This window comes from Geodermatophilus tzadiensis (assembly GCF_003002915.1).
GTDB lineage: Bacteria > Actinomycetota > Actinomycetes > Mycobacteriales > Geodermatophilaceae > Geodermatophilus > Geodermatophilus tzadiensis.
Genome location: NZ_PVTG01000012.1, coordinates 105659 through 130214, shown reverse-complemented (window position 1 = coordinate 130214; position 24556 = coordinate 105659). Strand labels below are relative to the sequence as shown.

26 protein-coding genes and 1 riboswitch are annotated in these 24556 nt (G+C 75.9%); of the genes, 19 read left to right on the top strand and 7 right to left on the bottom strand.

Annotated elements, in window-relative coordinates; all coding sequences use genetic code 11:
- The first annotated feature begins 12 nt into the window (after nucleotides 1-12).
- The 12 genes from LY71_RS15960 to LY71_RS15905 all read left to right on the top strand — a co-directional run bounded on the left by LY71_RS15960 (nucleotide 13) and on the right by LY71_RS15905 (nucleotide 12740).
- Nucleotides 13-513 carry an SRPBCC family protein gene (locus LY71_RS15960; RefSeq protein WP_106279394.1) on the top strand — a complete coding sequence of 167 codons (501 nt, stop codon included), beginning with the start codon at nucleotides 13-15 and terminating at the stop codon, nucleotides 511-513.
- Nucleotides 510-1469, top strand: a complete 960-nt coding sequence (locus LY71_RS15955; RefSeq protein WP_106279392.1) for an ACP S-malonyltransferase — start codon at nucleotides 510-512, stop codon at nucleotides 1467-1469. The genes LY71_RS15960 and LY71_RS15955 overlap by 4 nt, the downstream gene beginning before the upstream one ends.
- On the top strand, nucleotides 1466-1888 hold the full coding sequence (locus tag LY71_RS15950) for a cupin domain-containing protein (protein ID WP_106279390.1): 423 nt from the start codon (nucleotides 1466-1468) through the stop codon (nucleotides 1886-1888). The genes LY71_RS15955 and LY71_RS15950 overlap by 4 nt, the downstream gene beginning before the upstream one ends.
- On the top strand, nucleotides 1885-3180 hold the full coding sequence (locus tag LY71_RS15945) for a beta-ketoacyl-[acyl-carrier-protein] synthase family protein (protein ID WP_106279388.1): 1296 nt from the start codon (nucleotides 1885-1887) through the stop codon (nucleotides 3178-3180). The genes LY71_RS15950 and LY71_RS15945 overlap by 4 nt, the downstream gene beginning before the upstream one ends.
- Nucleotides 3177-4415, top strand: a complete 1239-nt coding sequence (locus tag LY71_RS15940) for a beta-ketoacyl synthase N-terminal-like domain-containing protein (protein WP_106279385.1) — start codon at nucleotides 3177-3179, stop codon at nucleotides 4413-4415. Before LY71_RS15945 ends, LY71_RS15940 begins: the two co-directional genes overlap by 4 nt.
- Nucleotides 4412-4759, top strand: a complete 348-nt coding sequence (locus LY71_RS15935) for a putative quinol monooxygenase (RefSeq protein ID WP_245887936.1) — start codon at nucleotides 4412-4414, stop codon at nucleotides 4757-4759. The genes LY71_RS15940 and LY71_RS15935 overlap by 4 nt, the downstream gene beginning before the upstream one ends.
- The gene (locus LY71_RS15930; RefSeq protein WP_106279383.1) at nucleotides 4756-7590 is read left to right on the top strand and encodes an FAD-dependent monooxygenase; all 2835 of its coding nucleotides are present in this window, start codon (nucleotides 4756-4758) and stop codon (nucleotides 7588-7590) included. Before LY71_RS15935 ends, LY71_RS15930 begins: the two co-directional genes overlap by 4 nt.
- Before the next feature lie 23 nt (nucleotides 7591-7613).
- Nucleotides 7614-8897 (top strand): cytochrome P450 family protein, encoded by a 1284-nt coding sequence (locus LY71_RS15925; protein ID WP_106279381.1) that lies wholly within the window; start codon nucleotides 7614-7616, stop codon nucleotides 8895-8897.
- Nucleotides 8894-9781, top strand: a complete 888-nt coding sequence (locus tag LY71_RS15920; protein WP_106279379.1) for a TcmI family type II polyketide cyclase — start codon at nucleotides 8894-8896, stop codon at nucleotides 9779-9781. The genes LY71_RS15925 and LY71_RS15920 overlap by 4 nt, the downstream gene beginning before the upstream one ends.
- Complete coding sequence (locus LY71_RS15915; RefSeq protein WP_106279377.1) at nucleotides 9772-10203, top strand: VOC family protein; 432 nt, start codon at nucleotides 9772-9774, stop codon at nucleotides 10201-10203. The genes LY71_RS15920 and LY71_RS15915 overlap by 10 nt, the downstream gene beginning before the upstream one ends.
- 243 nt (nucleotides 10204-10446) lie before the next feature.
- A riboswitch (cyclic di-AMP (ydaO/yuaA leader) is annotated at nucleotides 10447-10600 on the top strand.
- 224 nt (nucleotides 10601-10824) lie between these two features.
- The gene (locus LY71_RS15910) at nucleotides 10825-11406 is read left to right on the top strand and encodes an aggregation-promoting factor C-terminal-like domain-containing protein (protein WP_106279375.1); all 582 of its coding nucleotides are present in this window, start codon (nucleotides 10825-10827) and stop codon (nucleotides 11404-11406) included.
- A 128-nt stretch (nucleotides 11407-11534) separates the two neighbouring features.
- The gene (locus LY71_RS15905; protein WP_106279373.1) at nucleotides 11535-12740 is read left to right on the top strand and encodes an EAL domain-containing protein; all 1206 of its coding nucleotides are present in this window, start codon (nucleotides 11535-11537) and stop codon (nucleotides 12738-12740) included.
- Between the two features lie 3 nt (nucleotides 12741-12743).
- Here the strand turns inward: LY71_RS15905 and LY71_RS15900 are convergent, their stop codons facing one another.
- Complete coding sequence (locus tag LY71_RS15900) at nucleotides 12744-13298, bottom strand: GNAT family N-acetyltransferase (protein WP_211297372.1); 555 nt, start codon at nucleotides 13296-13298, stop codon at nucleotides 12744-12746.
- A gap of 144 nt (nucleotides 13299-13442) precedes the next feature.
- On the opposite strand from LY71_RS15900, the gene LY71_RS15895 reads away from it, so the two are divergent.
- Nucleotides 13443-14531 carry a winged helix DNA-binding domain-containing protein gene (locus LY71_RS15895; RefSeq protein WP_106279371.1) on the top strand — a complete coding sequence of 363 codons (1089 nt, stop codon included), beginning with the start codon at nucleotides 13443-13445 and terminating at the stop codon, nucleotides 14529-14531.
- Nucleotides 14532-14597: 66 nt separating this feature from the next.
- Nucleotides 14598-15035 (top strand): DUF1707 SHOCT-like domain-containing protein, encoded by a 438-nt coding sequence (locus LY71_RS15890; protein WP_170121386.1) that lies wholly within the window; start codon nucleotides 14598-14600, stop codon nucleotides 15033-15035.
- A gap of 13 nt (nucleotides 15036-15048) precedes the next feature.
- On the opposite strand, the gene LY71_RS15885 is transcribed toward LY71_RS15890, so the two are convergent.
- The gene (locus LY71_RS15885) at nucleotides 15049-15909 is read right to left on the bottom strand and encodes a GGDEF domain-containing protein (protein WP_106279367.1); all 861 of its coding nucleotides are present in this window, start codon (nucleotides 15907-15909) and stop codon (nucleotides 15049-15051) included.
- 240 nt (nucleotides 15910-16149) lie between these two features.
- On the opposite strand from LY71_RS15885, the gene LY71_RS15880 reads away from it, so the two are divergent.
- The 3 genes from LY71_RS15880 to LY71_RS15870 are packed head-to-tail and all read left to right on the top strand — an operon-like array spanning nucleotide 16150 to nucleotide 20339.
- Nucleotides 16150-16350 (top strand): hypothetical protein, encoded by a 201-nt coding sequence (locus LY71_RS15880; RefSeq protein WP_106279365.1) that lies wholly within the window; start codon nucleotides 16150-16152, stop codon nucleotides 16348-16350.
- Nucleotides 16351-16398: 48 nt separating this feature from the next.
- A complete protein-coding gene (locus tag LY71_RS15875) occupies nucleotides 16399-18474 on the top strand; it encodes a hydantoinase/oxoprolinase family protein (protein ID WP_106279362.1) in 2076 nt (691 codons plus the stop codon).
- Nucleotides 18471-20339 (top strand): hydantoinase B/oxoprolinase family protein, encoded by a 1869-nt coding sequence (locus LY71_RS15870; protein WP_106279360.1) that lies wholly within the window; start codon nucleotides 18471-18473, stop codon nucleotides 20337-20339. Before LY71_RS15875 ends, LY71_RS15870 begins: the two co-directional genes overlap by 4 nt.
- A gap of 4 nt (nucleotides 20340-20343) precedes the next feature.
- Here the strand turns inward: LY71_RS15870 and LY71_RS15865 are convergent, their stop codons facing one another.
- Both LY71_RS15865 and LY71_RS15860 read right to left on the bottom strand, forming a co-directional pair.
- Nucleotides 20344-20997 (bottom strand): response regulator transcription factor, encoded by a 654-nt coding sequence (locus LY71_RS15865; RefSeq protein WP_106279357.1) that lies wholly within the window; start codon nucleotides 20995-20997, stop codon nucleotides 20344-20346.
- Nucleotides 20994-22130, bottom strand: a complete 1137-nt coding sequence (locus tag LY71_RS15860) for a sensor histidine kinase (protein WP_146146160.1) — start codon at nucleotides 22128-22130, stop codon at nucleotides 20994-20996. Before LY71_RS15860 ends, LY71_RS15865 begins: the two co-directional genes overlap by 4 nt.
- A gap of 262 nt (nucleotides 22131-22392) precedes the next feature.
- On the opposite strand from LY71_RS15860, the gene LY71_RS15855 reads away from it, so the two are divergent.
- Nucleotides 22393-22785, top strand: a complete 393-nt coding sequence (locus tag LY71_RS15855) for a hypothetical protein (RefSeq protein ID WP_106279353.1) — start codon at nucleotides 22393-22395, stop codon at nucleotides 22783-22785.
- Here LY71_RS15855 and LY71_RS23540 read toward each other — a convergent pair.
- The 3 genes from LY71_RS23540 to LY71_RS15850 all read right to left on the bottom strand — a co-directional run bounded on the left by LY71_RS23540 (nucleotide 22778) and on the right by LY71_RS15850 (nucleotide 24030).
- Complete coding sequence (locus LY71_RS23540) at nucleotides 22778-22945, bottom strand: hypothetical protein (protein ID WP_170121385.1); 168 nt, start codon at nucleotides 22943-22945, stop codon at nucleotides 22778-22780. The genes LY71_RS15855 and LY71_RS23540 overlap by 8 nt on opposite strands.
- A gap of 84 nt (nucleotides 22946-23029) precedes the next feature.
- A complete protein-coding gene (locus LY71_RS23535) occupies nucleotides 23030-23197 on the bottom strand; it encodes a hypothetical protein (protein ID WP_170121384.1) in 168 nt (55 codons plus the stop codon).
- The gene (locus LY71_RS15850; RefSeq protein WP_106279351.1) at nucleotides 23194-24030 is read right to left on the bottom strand and encodes a helix-turn-helix domain-containing protein; all 837 of its coding nucleotides are present in this window, start codon (nucleotides 24028-24030) and stop codon (nucleotides 23194-23196) included. The genes LY71_RS23535 and LY71_RS15850 overlap by 4 nt, the downstream gene beginning before the upstream one ends.
- A gap of 87 nt (nucleotides 24031-24117) precedes the next feature.
- Here LY71_RS15850 and LY71_RS15845 point away from each other — a divergent pair, with 87 nt between their 5' ends.
- A complete protein-coding gene (locus LY71_RS15845; protein ID WP_106279349.1) occupies nucleotides 24118-24516 on the top strand; it encodes a hypothetical protein in 399 nt (132 codons plus the stop codon).
- Nucleotides 24517-24556 lie beyond the last annotated feature (40 nt).

Here is a 24556-nt window from a genome sequence, read left to right as displayed (position 1 = left end):
GAGGAACCGCTCATGAGCAGCACCGTGGAGCCGGGCACCGAGACCGCCGGCCACACCGACAACTCGATCGTCATCGACGCCGACCTCGAGCACGTGTGGCGGATGACCAACGACCTCGCCTCGTGGCCGGACCTGTTCACCGAGTACGCCTCGATCGAGATCCTCGAGCAGACCGAGACCTACTTCCGGTTCCGGCTCTCCATGCACCCCGACGAGAACGGCACGGTGTGGAGCTGGGTGTCCGAGCGGACCCTCGACCCGGCCACCCACACGGTCCGCGCCCGCCGCGTGGAGCCCGGGCCCTTCGAGTTCATGGACATCTTCTGGAGCTACGAACGGGAGGGGACCGGCACCCGCATGCGGTGGGTGCAGGACTTCCGGATGCGGCCCCAGGCCCCGATCGACACCGAGGGGATGACCCGCCGGATCGACGGCAACTCCAAGATCCAGATGGGGATCATCAAGGAGAAGGTCGAAGCGGCCGCCGGACGGGCCCCGGAGGCGGCGACGTGACCCGGGCCGCGGTCGTCCTCGCCGGGGAGGGCGGCGCGCGCGCCGGCACGCTCGACGCCTGGCTCGGCGAGGAGCCCGCACGACAGGTGGCCGAGGAGGCCTCCGCGCTGGTCGGGCGGGACGTCGCCGAGTGGTGGCGCGACCCGCTCAACCTGAGCGACCCCGTGGCCGCGCACGTCGAGGTCGTGGTCACCGGCGTCGCCGGCTACCGCAGCCTGGTCGCCCGCGGCCTGCAGCCGGTCGCCGTCGCCGGGCACGGCATCGGCGAGTACGCCGCGCTGGTGGCCTCCGGGGCGCTGCCGCTCGACCAGGTGGTCGAGCTGGTGCACTGGCGGGCCGAGCTGCTGTCCCTCTCGCCGCGCCCGTCCTGCGCCGGCATGGCCGCGGTCGTCGGCCCGGGCGCCGGCGAGGTGGCCCGCGCGGCGGTCGCCGAGGTCGGCGGCTGGGGCACGCTGACGATCGCCGAGTTCGACGGGCCGGCCCAGGTGGTCCTCGCGGGCACCTGCGAGGAGCTGGCCCGGGCGCGGCAGACCGTGCTCGCCGCCGGCCTGGACCTGGTCCGCCTCCCCGGGCGGGCCGCCTGCCACGGGCCGCTCATGGAACCCGTCGCGCGGCACCTGGGTCCGGCACTGGCCGACCTCGACTGGTCGGCGCCCGAGGTGCCCGTGGTGCCCAACGCCGACGGCCGCCCCACCCAGGACCCCCACCAGCTGGCCCGGTGCCTGCGTGCCCACCTCACCTCGCCGGTGCAGTGGGAGGCCACCTGCCGGGCGCTGGCCACCAGCGGCGCCACGGCGGTGGTCGAGGTGGCCGCCGTCCCGCTGCTCGGCCCGCTCGTCCGCCAGGTCGCCCCCGACGTCCCGGTGCAGCACGCCGCCGGGCCCGAGCTCCCGATCCCGACCGCCCGGCCGGAACCCGCCATCGCGGGCCCGACCCCCACCGGAGGACAGTCATGACCACCATCCAGCACGCCAAGAGCGTCGTGCGCTGCGGGCCCACCGTGTCCCGCGCCGACACCCCGCCCAACCGACGCCGCGGCGGCGACATCCGCGTCCTGCTCTCGCCGGCCAGCGTCGGCTCCACCGCCGGCTTCATGGGCACGCTCACCCTCGAGCCGGGGGAGGTCGTCACCGAGCACTGGCACCCGTACTCCGAGGAGTTCCTCTACTGCCAGACCGGTGACGTCTCGGTCACCCTCGACGGCGAGGAGCGGCGGCTGACCGCGGAGACGGCGGTGCACATCCCGATCGGGGTGAAGCACCGGATCGTCAACGACACCTCGACCACGGCGTTCTTCGTCTTCCTCTGCGGGCCCCTGGCGCCGCGGCCCGAGCTGGGCCACGTCGACACCGAGCTCCCCCCGGGCGTGCGGTGAGCACCGAGCGCCGGCGGGTCGTCGTCACGGGGATCGGGGTGGTCGCCCCCGGGTCGATGGGCCGTGAGGGCTTCTGGGACATGATCACCGCGGGCCGGACGGCGACCCGCCGGATCACCTTCTTCGACCCGGCGCGGTTCCGCTCGCAGGTGGCCGCGGAGGTCGACTTCGACGGGCGGGCCCTCGGCCTGTCCGCGCAGGAGATCCACCGCAACGACCGGTTCGTGCAGATGGCGATGGTCGCCGCCGACGAGGCGGTGGCCGACAGCGGCCTGCGCTTCGGCGCGGGCGGCGCCGACGACGCGCCCGACCCCGACCGGGTCGGCGTCACCCTCGGCACCGCCGTCGGCGCGACCATGCGGCTGGAGCAGGAGTACGTGTCGGTGAGCGACGCCGGCGCGCACTGGCTGGTCGACCCCCGCTACGCCTCCCGCTTCCTCGCCCACGCGCTGGTGCCCAGCTGCGGCGCGACCGAGCTCGCGGTGCGCTTCGGCGCCCACGGCCCGGCCACCGTGGTCTCCACCGGCTGCACCTCGGGCATCGACGCGGTGGGCTACGGCAGCCAGCTGGTGGAGGACGGCGACGCCGACGTCGTGATCGCCGGCGCCAGCGACGCGCCGATCTCGCCGATCTCGATGGCCTGCTTCGACACCATCCGGGCGACCACCGACAGCAACGACGACCCCGAGCACGCCTCCAAGCCGTTCGACGCGCGGCGCAACGGGTTCGTCATGGGCGAGGGCTCGGCGGTGCTGGTGCTCGAGGAGCTCGAGCACGCGCGCCGGCGCGGGGCGGAGGTGTACTGCGAGGTCACCGGCTACGCCAGCCGGTGCAACGCCTTCCACATGACCGGGCTCAAGCCCGACGGCACCGAGATGGCCGAGGCGATCCGCGAGGCGCTCGGCCAGGGCCGCATCGACCCCGCCGAGGTCGGCTACGTCAACGCGCACGGCTCGGGCACCAAGCAGAACGACCGGCACGAGACCGCGGCGGTGCACAAGAGCCTCGGCCCGGCGGCCGAGCGGGTGGCGATGAGCTCGATCAAGTCGATGGTCGGCCACTCGCTGGGCGCCATCGGTTCCATCGAGATCGCCGCCACGGCGCTGGCCGTGCAGCGCGGGGTGCTGCCGCCCACGGCGAACTACGAGGTGCCCGACCCCGAGTGCGACCTCGACTACGTGCCCAAGGTCGCCCGCGAGCAGAAGGTCGACGTCGCCCTCTCCGTCGGCAGCGGCTTCGGCGGATTCCAGTCGGCCATCGTGCTGGCCAGCCCCTCCCGGAGGACCGAATGAGCCTGCTCGTGACCGGCCTCGGCGTCGTCGCCCCCACGGGGGTCGGCGTCGAGGCCCACTGGGAGTCGCTGCTGCGGGGGGAGCACGCGATCGGCCCGATCGAGGGCTTCGACCCCACGCAGTACGGCATCTCGCTGGCCGGGCAGGTGCGCGGCTTCGACCCCGACGAGCACGTGGCGCCCCAGCTGAAGGTGCAGACCGACCGCTGGACCTGGATGTCGCTGGCCGCGGCCACCCTCGCGGCGGAGGACGCCGGCTACACCGCGCCGGAGGACGTCTACGCCACCTCGGTGTTCCTCGCCTCCGGCTCCGGCGGCAACGAGTTCAGCCAGCACGAGATCCAGGGGCTGTGGGCACGCGGGCCCAAGGCGGTGGGCGCCTACCAGTCGATCGCCTGGTTCTACGCCGCCAGCACCGGCCAGGTGTCGATCCGCGACGGCTACAAGGGGCCCTCCGGCGTGGTGGTCAGCGAGGGCGCCGGCGGGCTGGACAGCATCGGCTGGGCCCGGCGCGTGGCGCGCCGCGGGACGCCGGCGGTGCTGGTGGGCGGCACGGAGGCGGGCATGTGCCCGTACGCGCTGCTGTGCCAGGCCACCAGCGGCCGGCTGTCGACGGCGACCCGGCCCGAGGAGGCCTACCTGCCCTTCGACCGGCGGGCCAACGGGCACGTCGTGGGCGAGGGCGGCGCCATCCTGCTGGTCGAGGAGCCCGGCGCGGCGCGGGCCCGCGGCGCACAGCGGGTGTGGGGCGAGGTGGCCGGCTACGGCGCCACGCACGACGCGCACCACCACGAGGACCCCGCACCCGACGCGACGCAGTACGCCCGGGCCATCCGGCTCGCGCTCGCCGACGCCGGCGTCTCGCCGGACGAGGTGGACCTCGTGGTCGCCGACGGCGCCGGCACGCCGGAGCTCGACGCGCTGGAGCTGGCGGCGATCGGGGCGGTGTTCGGCAGCCGCAGCACCCCGGTGCCGGTGACCGCGCCGTCGTCGTGGACCGGGCGGCTGATGGCCGGCGGGTCGGCGCTCAACGTGGCCACCGCGCTGCTGGCGATGCGCGACGGCATCGTGCCCGGCACCGCCCACCTGCAGCAGCCGGTCGAGGCACCCGGCGTCGACCTCGTGCAGGCCACCCGCGTGCAGGAGCTGCGGACCGTCGTCGTCCTGGCCCGGGGCGCCGGCGGGTTCAACAGCAGCCTGGTGCTGCGCCGCGACCCGGTCGGGGCGGCGGCGTGAGCGCGCCGGAGGAGCGGGCCGCGATCCGGACGATGCTCCGGATGCGGACGCGGGAGGGGTGCGAGGCCGCCTTCGAGGCGGCCTGGCACCGGGCCGCGGCCGAGATCGCCCGGGTGCCGGGCAACCTCCGCCAGGAGCTGGTGCGCGACGCCGACGACCCGCGCACGTTCGTCATCACCAGCGACTGGACCGACCGCGCCGCCGTCGACGCGTTCGGCCGCAGCGCCGCCCGGGAGACGCTCACCGAGGCGCTGCGCGACCTGCGCGAGGACGCCGCCCGCAACACCTACGAGGTGCTGGCCGTCGTCCCCGGCGCGGGGCGGCCGGTGGAGACCCCGGCATGACGGCACCGGGCACCGGGAGGGACGCCGCCGCCGCCGGGGTGCGGACGGTGCTGCGGGTGCGCGCGCGGGAGGGCTGCGAGGACGCGTTCGCGGCGGCCTGGCAGCAGGCCGCCGCGGAGGTCGCCCGGGTGCCGGGCAACCTGCGCCAGGAGCTGGTGCGCGACGCCGACGACCCGCGCTGGTTCGGCTTCGTCAGCGACTGGACCGACCGGGCGGCGGTGGACGCCTTCGGGCGCAGCGCCGCGGGCGAGCGGCTCACCGCGGCGCTGCGCGACCTGCGCGAGGACACCGCCCGCGAGACGTTCACCGTGCTGGCCACGCGGGAGGCCGAGCCGCGGCGGCCGGTGCGCATCGACTTCTCCACCAGCGTCGCGCCCGGCGAGCGGGTGGCCTTCGAGCGCGCGTACACCACGGTCACCCAGCGGATCGGCGACTCCCGCGGCTACGTGCGGGAGGAGCTGCTGCGCGACGCGAGCGGCCTGCGGTACCACATCTTCGCCGAGTGGCGGTCCGAGCAGGACTTCGTGGACTGGGTCGAGGACCCCTCGCACATGGCGGCCGGCGCCCCGCTGGCCCGCTGGCACTCGGTGGAGTTCCGGCGCGAGGTGCTCGAGATCCGGCAGCGGCCCGACGCGGACGCGGACTTCCCGCCGCTGCTCCCGCCCGGCGGGGACGTCGAGGTGGCGCGGGTGCGCGTCGACTCCGCCGTCGCCGTCGAGCCCTGGGAGCAGGAGGCCTTCGAGCTGGCCTACCTCGCCGCCGCGCAGCTCGCGCGCAGCGCCCCGGGCCACGCCCGCGAGGAGCTGCTGCGCGAGACCGACGGCGGGCGCTACCACGTCGTCGCGGAGTGGGAGTCCGAGCAGCACTTCACCGACTGGACGGCCGAGCCGGCCAACTGGACCGCCGGGCCGCTGGGCCGCTGGCTGGCCCGCGGCGAGGACCGCCGGGTGTTCGCGCTGCGGGTCCGCCCCGAGCCGCCCTCGGCCACCGCTGTCCCCGAGACCGTCCCCGCCGCGGTGCCGGTGACCCCGGAGCCGGACCTGGAGGTGGTCGCCGGGACGCCGGTCAGCACGGTGCCCAGCGCCAGCGTGCAGGAGTTCGTGGAGAAGCCCGACGACGAGCACGCGGCCGCCGCGGCGGCGCTGCCCGTCCCGGCCGGCCTCGAGGGCACCTCCCGCACCACCGGACGCGCGGTCGAGGTGCTGGTCGTCGGCGCCGGCCCGGCCGGCCTGACCCACGCCATCGAGCTGGCCCGCCGCGGCGTCGCCGTCCGCGTCGTGGACAAGCGCCCCGAGGCCTCCACCCAGGCCGACAAGGCCATCGGCATCCACTGCCGGACGATGGAGATCTGGGAGGACCAGGGCATCGTCACCGAGGCGATGGACGCCGGGATCTGGCTGCACGGCCAGACGGTGTTCGTCAACGGCGAGCAGACCCACCAGGTCGACTGGTCCGGCCTCGACGAGCTGCCCTACGCCCACCTCGGCCTGCCGCAGTACGAGACCGAGCGCCTGCTCGGCGCCCGGCTGACCTCCCTCGGGGTGGTCGTCGAGCGCGGCGTCGAGCTGGCCGGCTTCACCCAGGACGACGAGGGCGTCACCGCGCAGCTGCGGCACGCCTCCGGCGAGGTGGAGACCGCCCGGGCGCAGTACCTGGTCGGCTGCGACGGGGCGCACAGCGCCGTCCGCTCCGGGCTGGGGCTCCGCTTCGAGGGCGGGCTGTCGATGTTCCCGCAGCTGTTCATGCTCGGGGACGTCGACGTCGACTGGGACCTGCCCGCCGGGCACCTGGTGCGCTTCGTCCGCATCGAGAACGAGGACGACTTCACCGGCATGCTCGTCTGCGTCCCGCTCAAGGGCCGCAACCGCTACCGGATCGCCACCCTGGCCCCGCAGCGGTGGCAGGACGCGGTCGGCTCCGGCGTCGTCCCGCCCGGGTTCTGGCAGGAGTACGAGCCGCCGACGCTGGCCGACATGCAGGCCGCCATCGACGACCTGGGCCCGCCCGGGACGACGGCGAGCAACCTGCGCTGGTCGTCGATCTTCCGGATCAAGCACGGCATCGTCGACCGCTACCGCGAGGGGCGGGTCTTCGTCGCCGGCGACGCCGCGCACCTGCACCCGCCGGCCGGCGGGCAGGGCATGAACACCGGCATCCAGGACGCCTGGAACCTCGGCTGGAAGCTCGCCCTCGCCGTCCGCGGGCTGGCCGCCCCCGGGCTGCTCGACAGCTACGAGGCCGAGCGCCGTCCCGCCGGGAAGATGATCGTCGACCGGGCCGTGGCCATCGCGTTCACCGACGAGATGGACATGGAGGACGAGAAGGCGCAGTTCCTGCTCGAGATGCAGATGACCATGAACTACGCCGGCAGCCCGCTGGTCGGCGAGGCGGCCCCCGACGGCTTCCCCGCCGGGCCCGAGCCCGGGCACCGCGCGCCGGACGTGCACGGGCTGCGGCGCTTCGGCGTCGCGCACCCGCTGCGGCTGTTCGACCTCACCCGCGGCACCCGCTCCACGCTGCTGCTGTCGGCCGACGCCGGCGCGTCGGAGGAGCAGGTGTCGGGCCTGGAGAAGCTGGCCGTCGCGGTACGGCAGCAGACCCGCGGCGAGGTGGCGGCCTACCTGGTCGCCGCCCCCGACGCCCGGGTGCCGTTCCTCGTCGACCTGCCCGTCGTCCGCGACGCCGAGGGGACCTTCGCGGCCGCCTACGGCACCGCGGGCGCGGGGACGGCGGCCCACCTGGTCCGGCCCGACGGCCACGTCGGCTTCCGCAGCCGCCCGCTGGACGAGGACGCCCTGCTCGACCACCTCGCCGGCGTCTTCGCCCCCTGACCCCCACCCCCTCAGGAGCCGACATGACCCAGACCGCCCCAGCGACCCCCGCGGCGCCCCCGGACGACGTCGTCCCCGGCCAGGAGATCTACACGCCGGAGTTCCGCGCCGACCCCTATCCCGTCTACGCCCGGCTGCGCGCCGAGCGCCCGGTGGTCAAGGTGCGCACGCCGCGCTTCGACTCCTTCCTGGTCACCCGCTACGCCGACGCCCGCCAGGCGCTGTCGGACCCGCGGCTGTCCAAGGACCTGTACCGGGCCGGCGACACCTACCTCGCGGTCTTCGGCGAGAAGGCCCGGCAGATCAACACCAACATGCTCAACTCCGACCCGCCGGAGCACACCCGGCTGCGCCGGCTGGTGACGCAGGCGTTCACCCCCAAGCGGATCGAGGCGATGCGCCCCCGGGTGGAGGAGATCGTCGCCGGCCTGCTCGACCGGATGGCGCCGCGCGGGGGATGCGAGTTCGTCGACGACTTCGCGCTGCGGCTGCCGCTCGCGGTGATCGGCGACCTGCTCGGCATCCCGGAGGCCGACCACGAGGAGATCCTCGCCGGCACCCAGGTGATCCGGACCGTGGGCACCGGCGGGCGCAGTCCCCAGGAGGACCGGGCGGCCATCGGGCAGGCCCAGGAGCGGCTGCACGCCTACTTCACCGGCCTGGTCGCGGCCAAGCGCGCCCACCCCGGCGAGGACCTGGTCAGCGCGCTGATCACCGCCCGCGACGGCGACGGCCGGCTGTCGGAGGCCGAGCTGGTCTCCACCTGCTTCCTGCTGCTGTTCGCCGGCTACCAGACGACGTCGGACTTCCTCGGCAACGCCGTCGTCGCGCTGCTGACCCACCCCGAGGAGATGGCCCACCTCCTCGCCGACCTCGACCGGGTGCCCGAGGCCGTCGAGGAGCTGCTGCGCTTCGACGGGTCGGTGCCGGTGTCGAGCTTCCGGTTCGCCACCGAGGACCTCGAGATCGGCGGCGTGGCCATCCCGGCGGGGTCGATCGTCACCGTCGTGCTCAGCGCGGCCGACCACGACCCCGAGCTCACCGCCGAGCCCGACCGGCTGGACCTCGACCGCGGTCCGACGCAGCACCTCGCCTTCGGGCACGGCGTCCACTACTGCCTGGGCACCGCACTGGCCCGGCTGGAGGCGACGACGGCGCTGCGGCAGGTGCTGCTGCGGTTGCCCGACCTGCGCCTCGACGTCCCCGTGGAGGAGCTGCAGTGGCTGCCCGCCGCCTCGGCCTTCCGCGGTCTGCTCGCCCTACCCCTCCGTTTCACCCCCACCCCTGTCCCCGGAGGAACCCCGTGACCCAGACCGAGTCCCAGACGACGCCCCCGACCCCACGATCCGCCGACCCCGCGGCCGACGCCTCGACCACCCCGACCGAGCAGCCGTGGGCGAACGACACCGTCGAGTTCGCGAACACCGCCTCGGCACCGGCGAGCTGGTACTCCAGCGACTGGCGCCCCTTCCGCAACGTCATCGTCTGCCGGATGGTCCCCGGCAGCGAGGACAAGGTCGGGCCGGTGTTCGCGTACTACGACCGGACCACCCGGCCGCAGGACCTCGGCGTCGTCGGCCGGATCCTGCTCTCCTACGAGGGCCTGTACCTGCACGTCATCGAGCGCAAGCAGGACCCGGAGATCTCCGGTCAGCGCCGCGGCCTGCCGGCGTTCCAGATCATCTCCGAGGTGATCGCCCCGTACGTCACCCCGTACGCGAGCTACTGGCAGAACCCGTCGCACTCCGTGGCGAAGCACTTCTACTCCTGGGTGCCCGAGGGCCCGGTGTCCCCGGACCGGGAGATGACCGTGATCGTCCAGCGGATGGTCCCGGGCAGCGAGGAGGACATCGCCCGCGTGTTCGCCGAGTCCGACGCCGGGGGGCTGCCGACGGAGACCGGCGTGACCGGCCGCTGGCTGTACTCGATGGAGGACGTCTTCGTGCACATCCTCGAGCAGGACCGGGTCAAGGCCGCGGCCGTGCGGGAGAACCACGAGTCCATGCGGCCGGCCTTCGCCAAGGTCATGGCGGACCTCGCCCCGTACGTGAGCCCGTACAACCCGGAGACGTGGCAGAGCCCGCGCGACTCGGTGGCCCGGGTGTTCCACCGCTGGACGGCGCCGGACTGGCAGCCCGGGGACCCCGAGCCGGTGCTGGCGGAGGAGGAGGCCCCCTCGTCATGGACGTGACCCTGCGCGGGATCGCATCGCTCACCTACTGGGCCGACGACGTGGCCGCGGCCGCGGCCTGGTACACGGAGCTCCTGGGGTCGGGCCCCGTCTTCACCCGGCCCGGCCCCGGCGGGCAGCTGGGCTATGCCGCGTTCGCCGTCGGCGAGTCGACCCGGCTGGCGATCGCCGGCCGCACCACCGCTCCCGCCGGGGCGGCACTGGAGCCCGGCGGGGCGGTCGGGGCCTGGCGGGTCGATGACCTCGACGCCGTGCTCGAGCGGATGACGTCGATGGGTGCCAAGGAGTGGATCCCGCTCACGCCGCACGGGCCGGTGGTCAGCGTCGCCGTCCTCGACCCGTTCGGCAACGTCGTCGGCCTCATCTCCGACAACCACCCGGCGGCCGACTTCCGCCCGGGCGGCGGGCAGCGGCCCAGCTGACACCGGGCGCCGGACACCGGGCGCCCTCCGACGCGGCCGCCGGGACCCCACGGGGACCCGGCGGCCGCGTCGCGTCCGGCCCTCACCGTCGCGGGGGGTGACCGGTCCAGCGCGGTCCGGTTGGCGACGTCGGCCTGTCGCGTGCCTCGGCCGCCGGTTCAGGTCACGGGATTGTCACGGACCGGTCCCGTCCCTAGCGTTTCGGCGTCCGGTCGGACGTCTCGCTCCCTCCCGGGGGCCCCGCACCGGATGCCGCCGAGTCGCGCTCCCCCGAGTGCGAGCCGGGGACCCACCAGCACCACCGGGGTGAGTCCCGCTGTCGGCGATCCCGGCAGCGGGTAGGGCACTCCCAGCCCGAACCCGTCAGCTCACCCGGTAGGCGGCCAGGGGAGAAACGGAGAACAACCGCGCCCGGGGCCTCCCGCCCCCGCGCCCGCAGGCCTGGGACCGTCGCGCTCCCGCCTGTCCACCCAGCACGCACAGCCGTCGCACGGCGCCCTCAGCCGGACCCCCGTGTCCGGCCGGTGCCGCACGCCCGGCTGACGACCCCTGCCCCGCCCGACCGCTGCAGCGCCGTCCGACGACGGTGCCGCACGTCCGCGCCTCCAGGAGGACGACTCCATGCACGCACGCACCGCGATCCAGCACGCCCACACCCGCCCGCGCCGCCGGGCCCTGCACCTGCTCACCGCCACCGGGGCCATGGCCCTGGCGCTCACCTTCGCCGGGCAGTCGACCGCCCAGGCCGACGAGTGGGGCCGCGGCGGCTCCGGCCCGTCCGGCGGGTGGAGCGACGGCGGCGGGCGCGACGGCGCTGCCGCACCCGAGGCAGCGCCGGCCCCCGCGCCGGCTCCCGCTCCCGCGCCGGCCCCGGCGCCCGCCCCGGCTCCGGCGCCCGCCCCGGCCGCCACCGGCGAGCAGGCCTACAAGGACTACGCGGCCGGCAAGCTCGGCGACGCCACCCAGTTCGGCTGCCTCGAGCAGCTCTGGGAGGCCGAGAGCGGGTGGAACCCGAACGCGCAGAACCCGACGAGCACCGCGTACGGCATCGCGCAGTTCCTCGACTCGACGTGGGCGAGCACCGGCATCGCGAAGACGTCGGACCCCTACCGGCAGATCGACGCCGGGCTGATCTACGTCGAGAACCGGTACGGCAGCGCCTGTGCGGCCTGGGCCCACTTCCAGGCCAACAACTGGTACTGAGCCCGACGCGTACCGGACCACCCGCCCGCCGGGTCCCCACCCCTCGGGGTGAGGCCCGGCGGGCGCCGGTCCAGCGGCGCACCGCCGGTGTCGAAGGGAGGGGGACAGCCACCGGACGGGAGCACACCATGGGCAAGACGCGCACCGACGCCGAGCAGCAGGTGGCCGAGCTGCTGCACACGGCGAGGAAGTCGCTGCACATGCCGGTGGCGTTCCTGACCCGGATGGACGGCACCACCCAGCACCTCGAGGTGGTCGACACCCGGGTGCCGGTGCTGGTCCAGGAGGGCGCGAAGGTCGTCCAGGAGACGTCGTTCTGCCAGGCGATCCTCGACGGCAGGCTGCCGCCGGTCATCGACGACGTGAAGAAGTACCCGCTGGCGATGTCGCTGCCCTCGGCGCGCATCCCGCGCATCCGCAGCTACGTGTCGACGCCGGTCACGCTGTCCGACGGCAGCCTCTACGGCACCTTCTGCGCGTTCGGCTTCACCTCCGACAAGGAGCTGACCACCCGCGACGAGGCCCTGATGAAGGTCCTCGCGTCGGCCGCCGCGGTGGTCATCGAGCCGGAGCTGCGCGAGCAGCAGCGGCGCGACGACATCGACGGCCGGCTCGGGCCCCTGGTCGCCGCCGGCGGGCCGAGCGTCGTCCTGCAGCCGATCGTCTCCCTGGACACCGGCGCCCGCGTCGGCGCCGAGGCGCTCAGCCGCTTCCCCGCCGACTGGGGCAAGGCCCCCGACGTCGTCTTCGAGGAGGCGCACAGCATCGGCCGCGGGCACGAGGTGGAGCTGCTCGCGCTGCGGCGGGCCGCCGAGCACCTGTCCCGTGTGGACGGCTACGTGGCCATGAACGTCTCGCCGGAGACACTGCTCACGCCGGAGTTCTCCGCGCTGATGCACACCCTGCCGCTGCCCCGCATCCTCCTCGAGCTCTCCGAGCACGACCCCGTCGAGGACTACGACGCCCTCACCACCGCCCTGGTCCCGTTCCGCGCCGCCGGGATGCGGCTGGCCATCGACGACGTCGGCGCCGGCTTCTCCAGCCTGCGGCACATCGTGGTGACCTCGCCCGACGTCATCAAGATGGACCGCAGCATCGTCAGCGGCCTGCACACCGACCCGGTACTGGCCAAGCTGGTCGAGTCGCTGGTCACCTTCGGCCACGGCTGCGGGGTCACCGTGGTCGCCGAGGGCATCGAGACCGGCGAGGAGGCCGCTGCGCTGCACGAGCTGGGCGTCGACCTGGGGCAGGGCTGGTACTTCGGCCGTCCCGGCCCGCCGGAGGCGCTGGTCCCCGCCGCGCTGCCGCGGCCCCGGCTGGAGCAGCCGGCCTGACCCTCACGCGCCGGGCGGCCGGCGCAGCAGGGAGACGACGTGGTCGGGCGGGTCGACCGGGTTGTCCGGCGTGAGCGGTCCCTCCGCGACCCGGGTGAAGCCGGCCTTCTCCAGCGCCTTCCACGACGCGACGTTGCCCGCGGCCACCGGCACCAGGACGGCGTCGGCATCCGGGTACGCCGTCCAGCAGTCGGCGACGAGGGCCCGCAGCATCGCCGTCCCCGCTCCCCCGCCGCGCACGTCGGGCTCGCCGATCAGGTAGTCGATCGACAGCGCCCGCGGAGGCACGTCGACCACCGCCGACAGCTCGGCGACGTACTCCGGGAAGTCGGCGATGCGGTAGCGCTGCACCAGCCCGAACGGGCGGCCGCCGGCGAGCGCGAGCAGCACCTCGGCCGGGTCCGTGCCGTCGATGCACGGGCCGAAGTCGGCCTCGACCGCCTCGGGCGTCGTCCGGTGCGCCCACCAGCGGGCGACCAGCGGCTCCGCCAGCCACCGCGCCAGCAGGCCGAGGTCGGCGCGCGTCAGCGGTCGGAAGGTCACCGCCCCGTCGAGCACCGCGCCAGGCTAGGCGCCCCGGACCCCGGACGGCCCACCCCTGCACGACCCGGAACCGGGCGACTGTGCCCCTGCCGGGCCCACCGCGGTCCCCGAGGGCCCGGCAGGGGCACACTCGTCGGCCGCTCCCCCTACCGTGCCCGCGTGCCCTCCTCCGCGACCGCCCGGGACGTGCTGGCCCTCCGCGTCGCCACGCAGCAGCTGGACCGCGACACCGGCACGGTCGCCGACACCGCCGTCCTCGACCTCGGGGTGCAGGACACCGGGCCCGACGGTGGGCTGTGGGCGTTGGCCAACCGCGGCGCCGTCCCGGGACCCGGGGAGCTGGCGACCGTCTGGACCCTGCGCGGCGCCCCGCACCTGTACCGCCGCGCCGACCTGCCCGCCGTGGCCACCGCGACCGCGCCGTTCTCCGAGGCCGACGCGGCCAAGCGGGTGTTCGACGCGGCCCGGCCGCTGAAGGCCGCGGGCATCCCGGTGCTGACCGCGCTGGACCGGATCGCCGGGCAGATGCGGGAGATCGTGACCGCGCCGACGGTCAAGGGCGAGATGTCGCGGCGGCTGTCCGACGCGATGGAGGCTCCCTACAACCGGTACTGCCGCCCCTGTGACGCGGTGCACCTGTACGAGCAGCCGTTCCGGCTGGCGGCGCTGCGCGCGGGGCTGGAGCTGCAGCCGGGCACCTCGCCGCCGGTGCTCCAGCCGATCCTGGGGTTCGCACCGGCGGACACCGTGCCGGAGCGGCTCGACGTCGTCCGCGCGTACCTGCACCTGCTCGGCCCGGCCACCCCGCAGCACGTGGCCGGCTACCTCGACGCGCCGGTGAGCGAGGTCCGGGCCCACTGGCCCCAGGACGTCGTCGAGGTCGACGTGGACGGCGAGCGGCGCTGGCTGCTCGCCGCGGACGCCGAGCGGCCGGGCGCGCCCGCGCCGGCGGTCACCCGGCTGCTCGGCCCGTTCGACCTCCTCCTGCAGGCCCGCGACCGCGAGACGCTGGTCGCCGACCCCGCGCGGCGGAAGGCCACCTGGCCCACGCTCGGCCGGCCCGGCGCGGTGCTGCACGACGGCGAGCTGGCCGGGCTGTGGCGGCCGCGGAAGTCCGGGGCGTCGCTGACCGTGGCCGTCGACCCCTGGGTGCCGGTGTCCTCCGCGCTCCGGGCGGCGGTCGGCGAGCAGGCCGAGCGGCTGGCCGCCGCCCGCGGCGCCCGGCTGAAGGCCGTCGAGCTCAGCTGACCGCTACCCCGCCGTCCACCGGACGACGGACCCCGGGAGGCGGCCGCCGGTGCCACGATGCCGGGCATGGGTGAACCGGTCCGTGCCGAGGAACTGCGGGTCTCCGACGTCGAGCGCAGCGCCGTGCAGGAGCGGCTGCGCCGGGCGGTGGGGCACGGCCAGCTCGACCTGGCCGAGTTCGACGAGCGGGCGCGCGCGGTCTGGGCGGCCCGCACCCGCGGCGAGCTCGACCGCATCACCCGGGACCTGCCCGAGCCGCCGCCCCCGCCGCCGCCGGCCCCGCGGCACCGGGTGTTCTCCGACACCGCCGGCGGCACCGCCATGCGGGTGCTCAGCACGATCTGGCTCAGCCTCGTCGCGGTGAACGTGGTGGCCTGGACGCTCGTCTCGTTCCTCGCCGACGGCGCCGTCCACCCGTGGTTCGTCTGGTTCGCGCCCTCCGGGGCGGTCCTCGCCGTCCTCTACGCCACCGGCATCGGCCGGCCCCGCCGCCCAGCGCCGTGACCGGCCCTGCAGATCAGCGCCGTGACCGGCGGCGCTGCCGCGTCTTGGCCCCGTACATCGACCGGTCCGCGCGGGCGATGACCTCGTCGGGCGTCTCCCCGGGACGTCCGACGGCGCTGCCGACGCTCATGCCGACCACCAGCGGGCCCGCGGCCGTGGGCAGGGGGACGTCGGCCTGCGCCCCGACGCGCTCGGCGATCCGGGCCAGTTCCTCGTCCTCGCAGCCGGGACAGAGCACCACGAACTCGTCACCGCCGAACCGCGCGACGACGTCCCCGGACCCGCCCAGGCCGCGCAGCCGCGCCGCGACCTCGACCAGGACGGCGTCGCCCACCGCGTGACCGTGGTCGTCGTTGACCTTCTTGAACCCGTCGAGGTCGCAGAACAGCACGCCGCAGACCTCGTGCCGGTCGGGTGCGAGGTGGCGCTGGAGCTCCTCGAAGAACGTGCCGCGGTTCGGGATGCCGGTGAGCCGGTCGGTGCGGGCGCGCTCGCTGAGCAGCTCCTCGCGGCGCTGCCGGTCGGTGACGTCGATGCCGACGCAGGCCACCGCGTAGGGCCGGCCGGCGTCGTCGACGAGGACGTTGTTCTGCATGGAGACCAGCCGCCGGCCGCCGTCGGCGGTCAGCCAGTCGCCCTCCTGCGGAAAGGCGCGGCCGGTGAGGATGGCGCGCTCCACGGCGTCGAGGGCCAGCTCGCGGTGCTCGGGGACGACGAAGACGTCGACGAACAGCCGACCGAGGAGCTCCGCGGGCGCCCGCCCCGTGAACCGCTGCAGCGCGGGGTTGGCCAGCAGGAGCCGCCCCTCGGCGTCGACGACGCAGACGAGGGCGTCGGTGCCCTCGACGAACTCGCGGGCGAGTCGGCCGTCCACTCAGCCCGGGGCGCCGGGGTGGCCGCCCCCCGCGGGACGGGGCGCCGCCCGGCCGGCCGTGCACCTGTTCGCCATGTCGCCTCCTCGCGAGCTCGCGCCCCGGGAGGCACGCTGCTGGGCATGACACCACGGGAGACCCGCCCCGTCGATCCCGCACGGGGTGCGTGTCGTGAGGTCACGCGCGTGTGCCGTGCCCGCGGGGTACGCACCGGGGACGCCCGCCCGACCGAGGGAGAGACCATGACCGGCCCCGACGACGCCTTCCTGGCGCCCGACGACGCGCTGCGCGACTTCGACGAGGTCACCGACCTCGGCCCCGGCACGGACGGCGCCGGGCGTCCCGGCGCGGACGACGCGGCGCGCCCGAACCCGGCCGGGGGCGCGGTCGAGGACGCCGGCCGCTCGACCGCCTCCCCGGAGGACGCGCCCGCGGAGCGCTGACGTCCGGCGCTTCCCCGGCGAGGTGTCTCAGCCCTAAGGTAACCAGCCATGGCAGGGGGTCGCCGGGTCCGGATCGGCATCGACACCGGCGGCACCTTCACCGACGTGGTCGCCGTCGACGAGGACACCGGGGCGACGACCACCACCAAGACGCCCTCCACCCCGGCCGACCCCGCCGAGGGCTTCCTCGCCGGCGTGCGCAAGGTGCTCGACCTCATGGGCCTCGACGGCGGCGCGGTGACCGCGGTCAGCCACGGGACGACGGTGGCCACCAACCAGCTGCTCGAGGGCAGGCTGGACCGCATCGGGTTCATCACCACCGAGGGCTACGAGTCGGTGCTCGAGATCGCCCGCCAGTCGGTGCCCGACGGCTACGGCAACAGCTACTTCTGGGTCAAGCCGCCGCGGATCGTCCCCGCCGACCTGGTGCGCACCGTCGGGGGCCGGCTCGACCCCACGGGCGCCGAGGTCCGCCCGTTCCGCCGCGAGGACGCCGTCGCGGCGGCGCGGTTCTTCCGGGACGCCGGGGTGACCACGATCGGCGTCTGCCTGCTGCACTCCTACGCCGACGACGCCCACGAGCGGGCCGTGCTCGACGTGCTCCACGGGGAACACCCCGACGCCGTCGTCAGCATCTCCAGCCAGGTGCTGCGCGAGTACCGCGAGTACGAGCGGTCGGTGACCACCCTGGTCGACGCCGCGGTCAAGCCCCGGGTGGCCGCCTACGTGCGCGGCATCCGCGAGCGGCTCGACGCGCTGGCGCCCGGCGTGCCGTTCCACGTGATGAAGAGCAACGGCGGGGTGCTCTCGGCCGAGGAGGTGGTGCACCAGCCGATCACCACGATGCTGTCCGGCCCGGCCGCCGGGGCGCTGGGCGCGGCGCTGGTCGCGGGCCACGCCGGCTTCGACCGGGTGCTCACCTGCGACGGCGGCGGCACCTCCACCGACGTCACGGTGGTCGTCGACGGTGAGCCGGCGCTGACCACCGAGGGCTCGGTGGGCGCCTATCCGTCGAAGGTCCCGATGGTCGACGTCGTCACCGTCGGCGCCGGGGGCGGCTCGATCGCCTGGCTCTCGCCCGAGGGCACGCTCAAGGTCGGCCCGCGCTCGGCCGGCGCCGACCCCGGGCCCCTGTGCTACGCGTCGGGCGGCACCGAGCCCACGGTCACCGACGCGCACGTCGTCCTCGGCCGGATCCCGCCGCACCTGCTCGGCGGGGAGATCCCGCTGTCGGCCGACGCCGCCCGCGCCGGGCTGACCTCGCTCGGCGAGCGGCTCGGGCTGTCGCTGGAGCGCACGGCGCTGGGCATCCTGGAGATCTCGGCGTGGAACCAGGCCAACGCGCTGCGCCAGGTGACCGTCGCCCGCGGCCTCGACGTCCGCGACTTCACGCTCACCACCTTCGGCGGGTCCGGCTCGCTGCTGGCCTGCCGGCTGATGGACGTCCTGGGCCTGCCCCGCACGCTCGTGCCGCCCGACCCGGGCAACCTCAGCGCGTTCGGGCTGCTGACCGTCGACGTCCGCAACGACCACGTGCAGACGGCGATCAGCCGGCACGCCGACCTCGACCTCGACCGGGTCCGCGCGGCGTTCGCCGCCCTGGAGGACCGCGCGCGGGCCTCGCTGGACGGCGAGGGCTTCGCGCGCGACGTGCAGGTGGTGCAGCGGACGGCGGACCTGCGCTACGTGGGGCAGGCCTTCGAGGTGCGGGTGCCGGTGGCCGACGGCGAGCTCGACGCCGCGGCCGCCGACGACGTGGCCGCCGCCTTCCACGCCGCGCACCGGCAGCTCTACGGCTACGACCTCCGCGACGACCCGCGGCAGGCCGTGGAGTGGGTGAACCTGCGGGTCACCGGGATCGGGCCGATCCGCCGTCCCGACCTCGTGACGCTGCCCGCCCGCAGCGGGGGACCCGAGCGCGCCGTCACCGGCACCCGGCCGGTGCTCTTCGACGAGGACTGGGCGCCCACACCCACCTACGACCGCACGCTGCTGGCCCCCGGCGACGTCGTCCGCGGCCCGGCGGTCGTGGAGGAGTTCGGCTCGACCGTGCCGCTGCACCCCGGCTTCGCCGCGACCGTGGACGCGTCCGGGAACCTGCTGATCGAGAGGGCCGCCCGATGAGCCTCACCGACGGGGCACCCGCCGACCCGGTGCTCGTGGAGATCGTCGCCGGCACGCTGGCCGCGATCGAGAAGGAGGTCGAGACCTCCATCGGGCGGACGTCGCGGTCGCCGATGATCCGCGACGCGCACGACTTCCGCGCCGGCATCCACGACCGGCAGCTGCGCAAGCTCACCGGCCGCTCGTACTCCGCGCTGGTGCACCCCGTGGTCCGCGACCACCCGGTGGCGACCATGCACCCCGGCGACGTCTTCTTCCACAACGACGTCTACCTCTCCGAGGGCGGGATCGGGCACCTGCCCGACCTGTGCGTGACCGTGCCGGTCTTCGCCGACGTCGACGGCGTGCCGACCGTGGTCGCGTTCGTGCAGGCGTTCGGCCACCACGACGACATCGGCGGGGCCGTCCCCGGGTCGATGCCGAGCGCGGCGACCAGCGTGTTCGAGGAGGGGCTGATGGTCCCGCCGATCAAGCTGTGGGACCGCGGCGTCCGCAACGAGGCGGCGCTGGCGATCATGACCCGCAACTCGCGGATGCCCGACTCGCTGGCCGCCGACCTCGACGCCGAGTGCTCCGCCTGCCTGGCCGGCGCGCGCCGCCTGGGCGAGCTGTTCGACCGCTACGGCGTGGCCGCCGTCGAGGCCTGCTTCGACGCAGTCCTGGCCAACTCCACCGAGGTCTACCGGCGGGAGATCCTGTCGCAGATCCCCGACGGCACCTACGTCTGGGAGGACTACGCCGAGCACGACGGCGTCGACCCGCCGATGCTGCACCGCCAGCGGATCACGCTGACCATGGACTCCAGCCGCGAGACCCCGTTGGTCATCGACTTCACCGGCACCGGCCCGCAGGCCAAGGGGCCGATCAACCACTGCGGCGACTACGCCGACGGCAACTTCCTCAAGAAGTGGCTGGCGCCGATCCTGCGCAACCTCGCCGCGACGCCGGAGCGGATGGCCGAGCTCGACGTCAACGAGGGCGTCGTCCCGCTCATCGAGATGCGCTTCCCGGAGAAGGGCACGCTGCTCACACCGGTGTTCCCGGCGCCCACCAACGCGCGCACCTTCGTCATCCTCCGGCTGCTCGGCGTGCTGGCCGGCGTGCTGGCCAAGGCCACCGGCGGCCGCATGCCCGCCGACCAGGAGACGATCCGCTACACCGGCGTCTACGGAACCGACTCCGACGGCACCCCCTACCTCATGCGCGAGGTGCTCGGCGGCGGCTCGGGCGGGCGCTGGTACGCCGACGGCGAGGACACCATCCACGTCGTCCCCGACTCGCGGAACCTGCCCACCGAGTTCACCGAGAGCCGGTTCCCGCTGCGGGTGGAGCGCCTCGGCCTGGCGCTGGACTCCGGCGGCCCCGGCCGCTACCGCGGCGGCTGCGGCTACGAGAAGCACGTCCGGGTGCTGCGCGACGCGCACTTCATGTCGATCGCCGACCGCTCGATCCTGTCCTGCTGGGGCGTCAACGGCGGGCGGGCGGGACGGCCGTTCCAGGTCACCGTCGACCCCGGCGGCCCGGACGAGCACGACGTCGACGCGCTCGCCGACGCCGAGCCGCTGCCGGCCGGCACCGTCGTCCGCATCCGGACGACGGGCGGCGGCGGGTGGGGCGACCCGCTCGAGCGCCCGGTGGAGGAGGTGCTGCGCGACGTCGCGTGGCGCAAGGTCTCCGTGACCGGCGCCCGCGAGGACTACGGCATGGTGCTCCGCAGCGACGGCACGTGCGACGAGGCGGCCACCGACGCGCTGCGGGCGGAGCGGCGGTCGGCCCGCAGCGGCGACGAGCCGTTCTTCGACCGCGGCCCCGGGTACGCGCTGCTCTCCGGCGGCGCGACCAGCAACGAGTTCGACGTCCTCTGAGCGCTCAGCGGCCCAGCCCGGCGTCGTAGGCCGCCACGATCGCCGCGGCGCGGTCGCGGACGCCGAGCTTGGCGAGGATCGCCGAGACGTGCGACTTCACCGTCCGCTCCCCCATCCGCAGCGCGCCGGCGATCTCGGCGTTGCTCGCCCCCCGGCAGACCAGGCGCAGCACGTCGGCCTCGCGGGGCGTGAGCCGGTCGAGCACCGCCGTCCCCGCACCCGGTGCCGGGCGGCGGCGGGCCCGGTCGAGCACCCGGGGCAGCACCCGCGGGTCGAGCCAGGCGCCGCCGGCGGCGACCGCGCGGACGGCCTCGACGAGCACCTCGGCCGGGCTGTCCTTGAGCACGAAGCCCGCGGCCCCGGCGTCGAGCGCGGCCCAGAGGACCTCGTCGTCGTCGAACGTCGTCAGCGTCAGGACCGGGGGCGCGCCCGGCTCGGCCCGCAGCCGGCGGGTGGCCTCGGGGCCGTCCACGCGGGGCATGCGCACGTCCACCAGCACCAGGTCGGGCCGGTGCGCCCGGACGGCGGGCAGCACCCCGGCGCCGTCCTCGCACTGCGCGACCACGGTGAAGCCGTCCTCGGAGCCCAGCACCATCGCCAGCCCGGCGCGGACCAGCGCCTGGTCGTCGGCCAGCACGATCCGGACCGCGGCGCTCACGCCTGCCCTCCCGCCGCCGCGGCGGGCACGGCCCGGTCCCCGGCGTGCCGCGGCAGGACGCACCGGACCCCCCAGGCGCCGTCCTCCGGGCCCCAGGTCAGCTCGCCGCCCAGCGAGGCCACCCGCTCGCGCAACCCCACCAGCCCGAAGCCGCCGTGCCCGCCGCCGGCGGGGCCCGTCCCGGGCGGGTCCGTGTCGGGCAGGTCGTTGCGCACCCGGGCCTCCACCCCGCCGTCGTCGACCGCGACGCGGACCTGCACCGGGGCGCCGTCCGCGTGCCGCGCCGCGTTGGCCAGCGCCTCCTGCACCACCCGGTGCAGGGTCACCCGCACCACCAGCGGCAGCGCCTCCGTCGACCCGGTGGTGTGCAGGCCGACCGGCAGGCCGGCCGCCCGGTAGCCGTCCACCAGCTCGGCGAGGTCCAGGGATACCACCGGGCGCTCGTCCTGCCCCGACCGCAGCAGGCCCACCACGCCGCGGATGCCGTCCAGGCTCTCCCGGCACACCCGCTCGGCCTCCTCCAGCGCCCCCTCCGCCGCCCCCGGGTCGCGGCGCAGCACCCGGCGCGCGCCGCCCACGTGCAGGACGACGACGGTCAGCGAGTGCGCGACGAGGTCGTGCACGTCGCGGGCGATCCGCTGCCGCTCCTGCCGCGCGGCCGCCTCGGCCAGGCGCTCCTGGGCGACCCGCAGGTCGTCGGTGAGCACGGCGGCGCGGTGCAGCAGCACGCCGACCAGCACGCCCAGGACGGTGCCGAACGCGAAGTACAGCGACCCCGCGCCGCGCTCGGCCTCGCCCGTCCCGGGCGGCAGCAGGCCGGCGAACGGGGTGAACGGCACCGCGACGGCCGCGGCGGTGGTCGCCGCCAGCAGCCCGCGCCGGTCGGTGCGGGTGGCCACCCGCGCGGCGGCGGCGACGGTGAGGAACAGCGCGCTGCCGACCCCCGACCAGGCCACCACGGGCACGACCGGGGCCACGGCCAGGACGGCGAACAGGGCGAGCGGCAGGTCGGCGCCAGCGGCCACGAGCAGCCAGGGGACCAGCGCGAGGACGAGACAGACCAGCACCGGCAGGACGGGCGGCCCCTCGAGCGCGGCCGCGCCGGTCGACACCACGGCGATCAGCGCGTACACCGGGTCCGACGGTGCGCGGACCCCCGTGGACCCCTCCATCGCGATCGCTCCTCGCCCGGGCGCACCCCGCGGAGGAGCCCGCGACCGTGGGTGCCCGGCCCTGCGGAGACTAGTGACCGCGCCGCCCCGGCCGGATCGTCCCGCAGGCCGGTGCGGTCTCGTCCCCGGGGACGAGGCGGGACCGGGCCGCGGGACCGGTGACAGCCGGCCCGCGGCTCGCCACCATGGCGGCACCCGGCACCCGCGACGGAAGGACGGTCCCGTGACGACCGCGACGACCCCCCGCCCCCTCGCCGCCCTCCCCTGGGCCTGGCTGGCCTCGGCGGGGCTGGTGGGGGCGCTCGGCTACCTGCTGTTCGCGATCTCCGACCACGGGCACGAGCGCACCGCCGGGGGGCTGCTCCTCGGCGTCGCCGTCCTCGCCCTGGTCGCCGGGGCGCTGACCCGGCGGGACGCCCCGGACCCCCGCCGGTCCTCGCTGACGGCGAGCGCCGCGGCGGCCGTGGGCGGCCTGGCCGCCGGGCTGGTGGCGGCCGGCGGGCCCGCGGGCGCCGGCGACCTGTGGCTGGTCGCCGGGGTGCCGCTGGCCTGCGCGGCCGGGACGGCGCTGCTCGCCCTCCTCGCGGGCGGGCGGGGGCGTCGCCGGGTCAGGTGACGGGGTCGGTGCTCCCGGCGCCCGGCTTGGCCGAGTCGCCGGTCTGGCCCTCGTCGCCGCTGGTGGAGGTGTCCTCCTCGATGCCCTCCGGGCGGATCGGCGTCTCCGCCAGCACGTTCTCCTCCGCCTGCTCGCGGTCGGTGCCCGGCACCTCGGTCATGGTGGCCTCCTCTGCCTCGGGGGACGCCTACCCGGCGACCTCGCCGCCGCAACCCGGTTGTGCTGACGGCGGGCCGCGGGCCGCTCAGGCCCCGGGGGTCCGGGCCGCCTCCTCGGCGCCGCCCTCCTCGTTGTCCCGGTGGACCTCGCGGGCGGTGCCGTGCAGGTCCTCGCCCTCGCTGCCGGCGGTGCCGCTCGGCGTCGACCGGACGCCCTGGGCGTCGCTCCCGCCGGGCCCGGTGCTCTCGGTCATGGCCGTCCTCCTCCGTCGACGGGACGCATGCTTCCACTGTGCTCGCCGGAGGCCCCGGCCGCGACGTGGCGGACGGCCTCGGCGGTGGCGGCGTCGGCGGGGAGGAACGCCTCCACCGACAGCTCCGCGGCGGTGAGGTCGACGGCGGTGCCGAAGGTGGTCACCGTGCTGAGGAAGGACAGCACCCCGGCGCCGGTGCGCACCCGCAGCGGCACCGCGATGCCGTCGGGCGTGGAGCGGTCTGTGCCGCCGGGCAGCGCGGTCAGCTCCCGGTGCAGCGCGGCCAGTCCCGGGTCGCCGGTGAGGTGCGCCTCCCGGCCGAGGCGGTGCAGCACGTGCGCCCGCCACTGCGGCAGGTTGGCGATCCGCGGCGCCAGGCCCTCGGGGTGCAGGCTCACCCGCAGCACGTTGGCCGGCGGCTCCAGCAGGTGCGGCGCGACGCCGTCGGTGAGCAGCGCCAGGCCGGCGTTGGCCGTCACCAGCTCCCAGGAGCGGTCGACCACCAGCGCCGGGAACGGCTCGTACGCGGCGAGCACCAGGTGCAGCGCCCGGGTGACGGCGGCCATGTCCGGCGCGTCGAGGCCGCGGCGGCCGTAGGCGGGTGCGAAGCCGGCGGCCAGCAGCAGGTCGTTGCGCTCGCGCAGCGGGACGTCGAGCTGCTCGGCCAGGCGGAGCACCATCTCCCGGCTCGGGCGGGCCCGGCCGGTCTCCAGGAAGCTCAGGTGCCGCGCGGAGACCCCGGCGTCGGTGGCCAGGTCGAGCTGGGAGAGCCGGCGGCGCTGCCGCCAGCCGCGCAGCAGCGCGCCCACCGGCGGCCGCAGGGTGGTGGTCACCGGGCGGACGCTAGCGACGGCGAGAGCCGCCGTCGCCTACCTGCGAGGTAGTCGACGCCCTTCCCGGCCGGGGCCACGGTTCCCGGCATGACGCACACCACCGCCCCCACCCGGCCCCTCGACCTCCTCCGCCTGGCGCTGCGGCTCGACGCCGCCGTCACCGGCGTCAACGGCCTGGCCTACCTCGCCGCCGCCCCGCTGCTGACCGGCCCGCTCGGCGTCCCCGCGGGCGCCCTGCGCGGGATCGGCGCCTTCCTCGTCGTCTTCGCCGCCGCGGTCGCCGTGGTCGCCGCCCGGCGCCCGGTGTCGGCGGTCGCCACCGAGGCCGTCGTCGTCGCGAACCTGCTGTGGACGGCGGCCAGCGTCGCCGCCGTCCTCACCGGGCGCTTCGACCTCACCGCCGTCGGCACCGCCTGGGCCCTGCTCCAGGCCGCCGTCGTCGCGGGGTTCGCCGCCCTGCAGCTCACCGCCCTGCGCACCCGCTGACGGCCCCGTTGCAGGGCCCGCCGCGAGCTCGCGAGCGGTG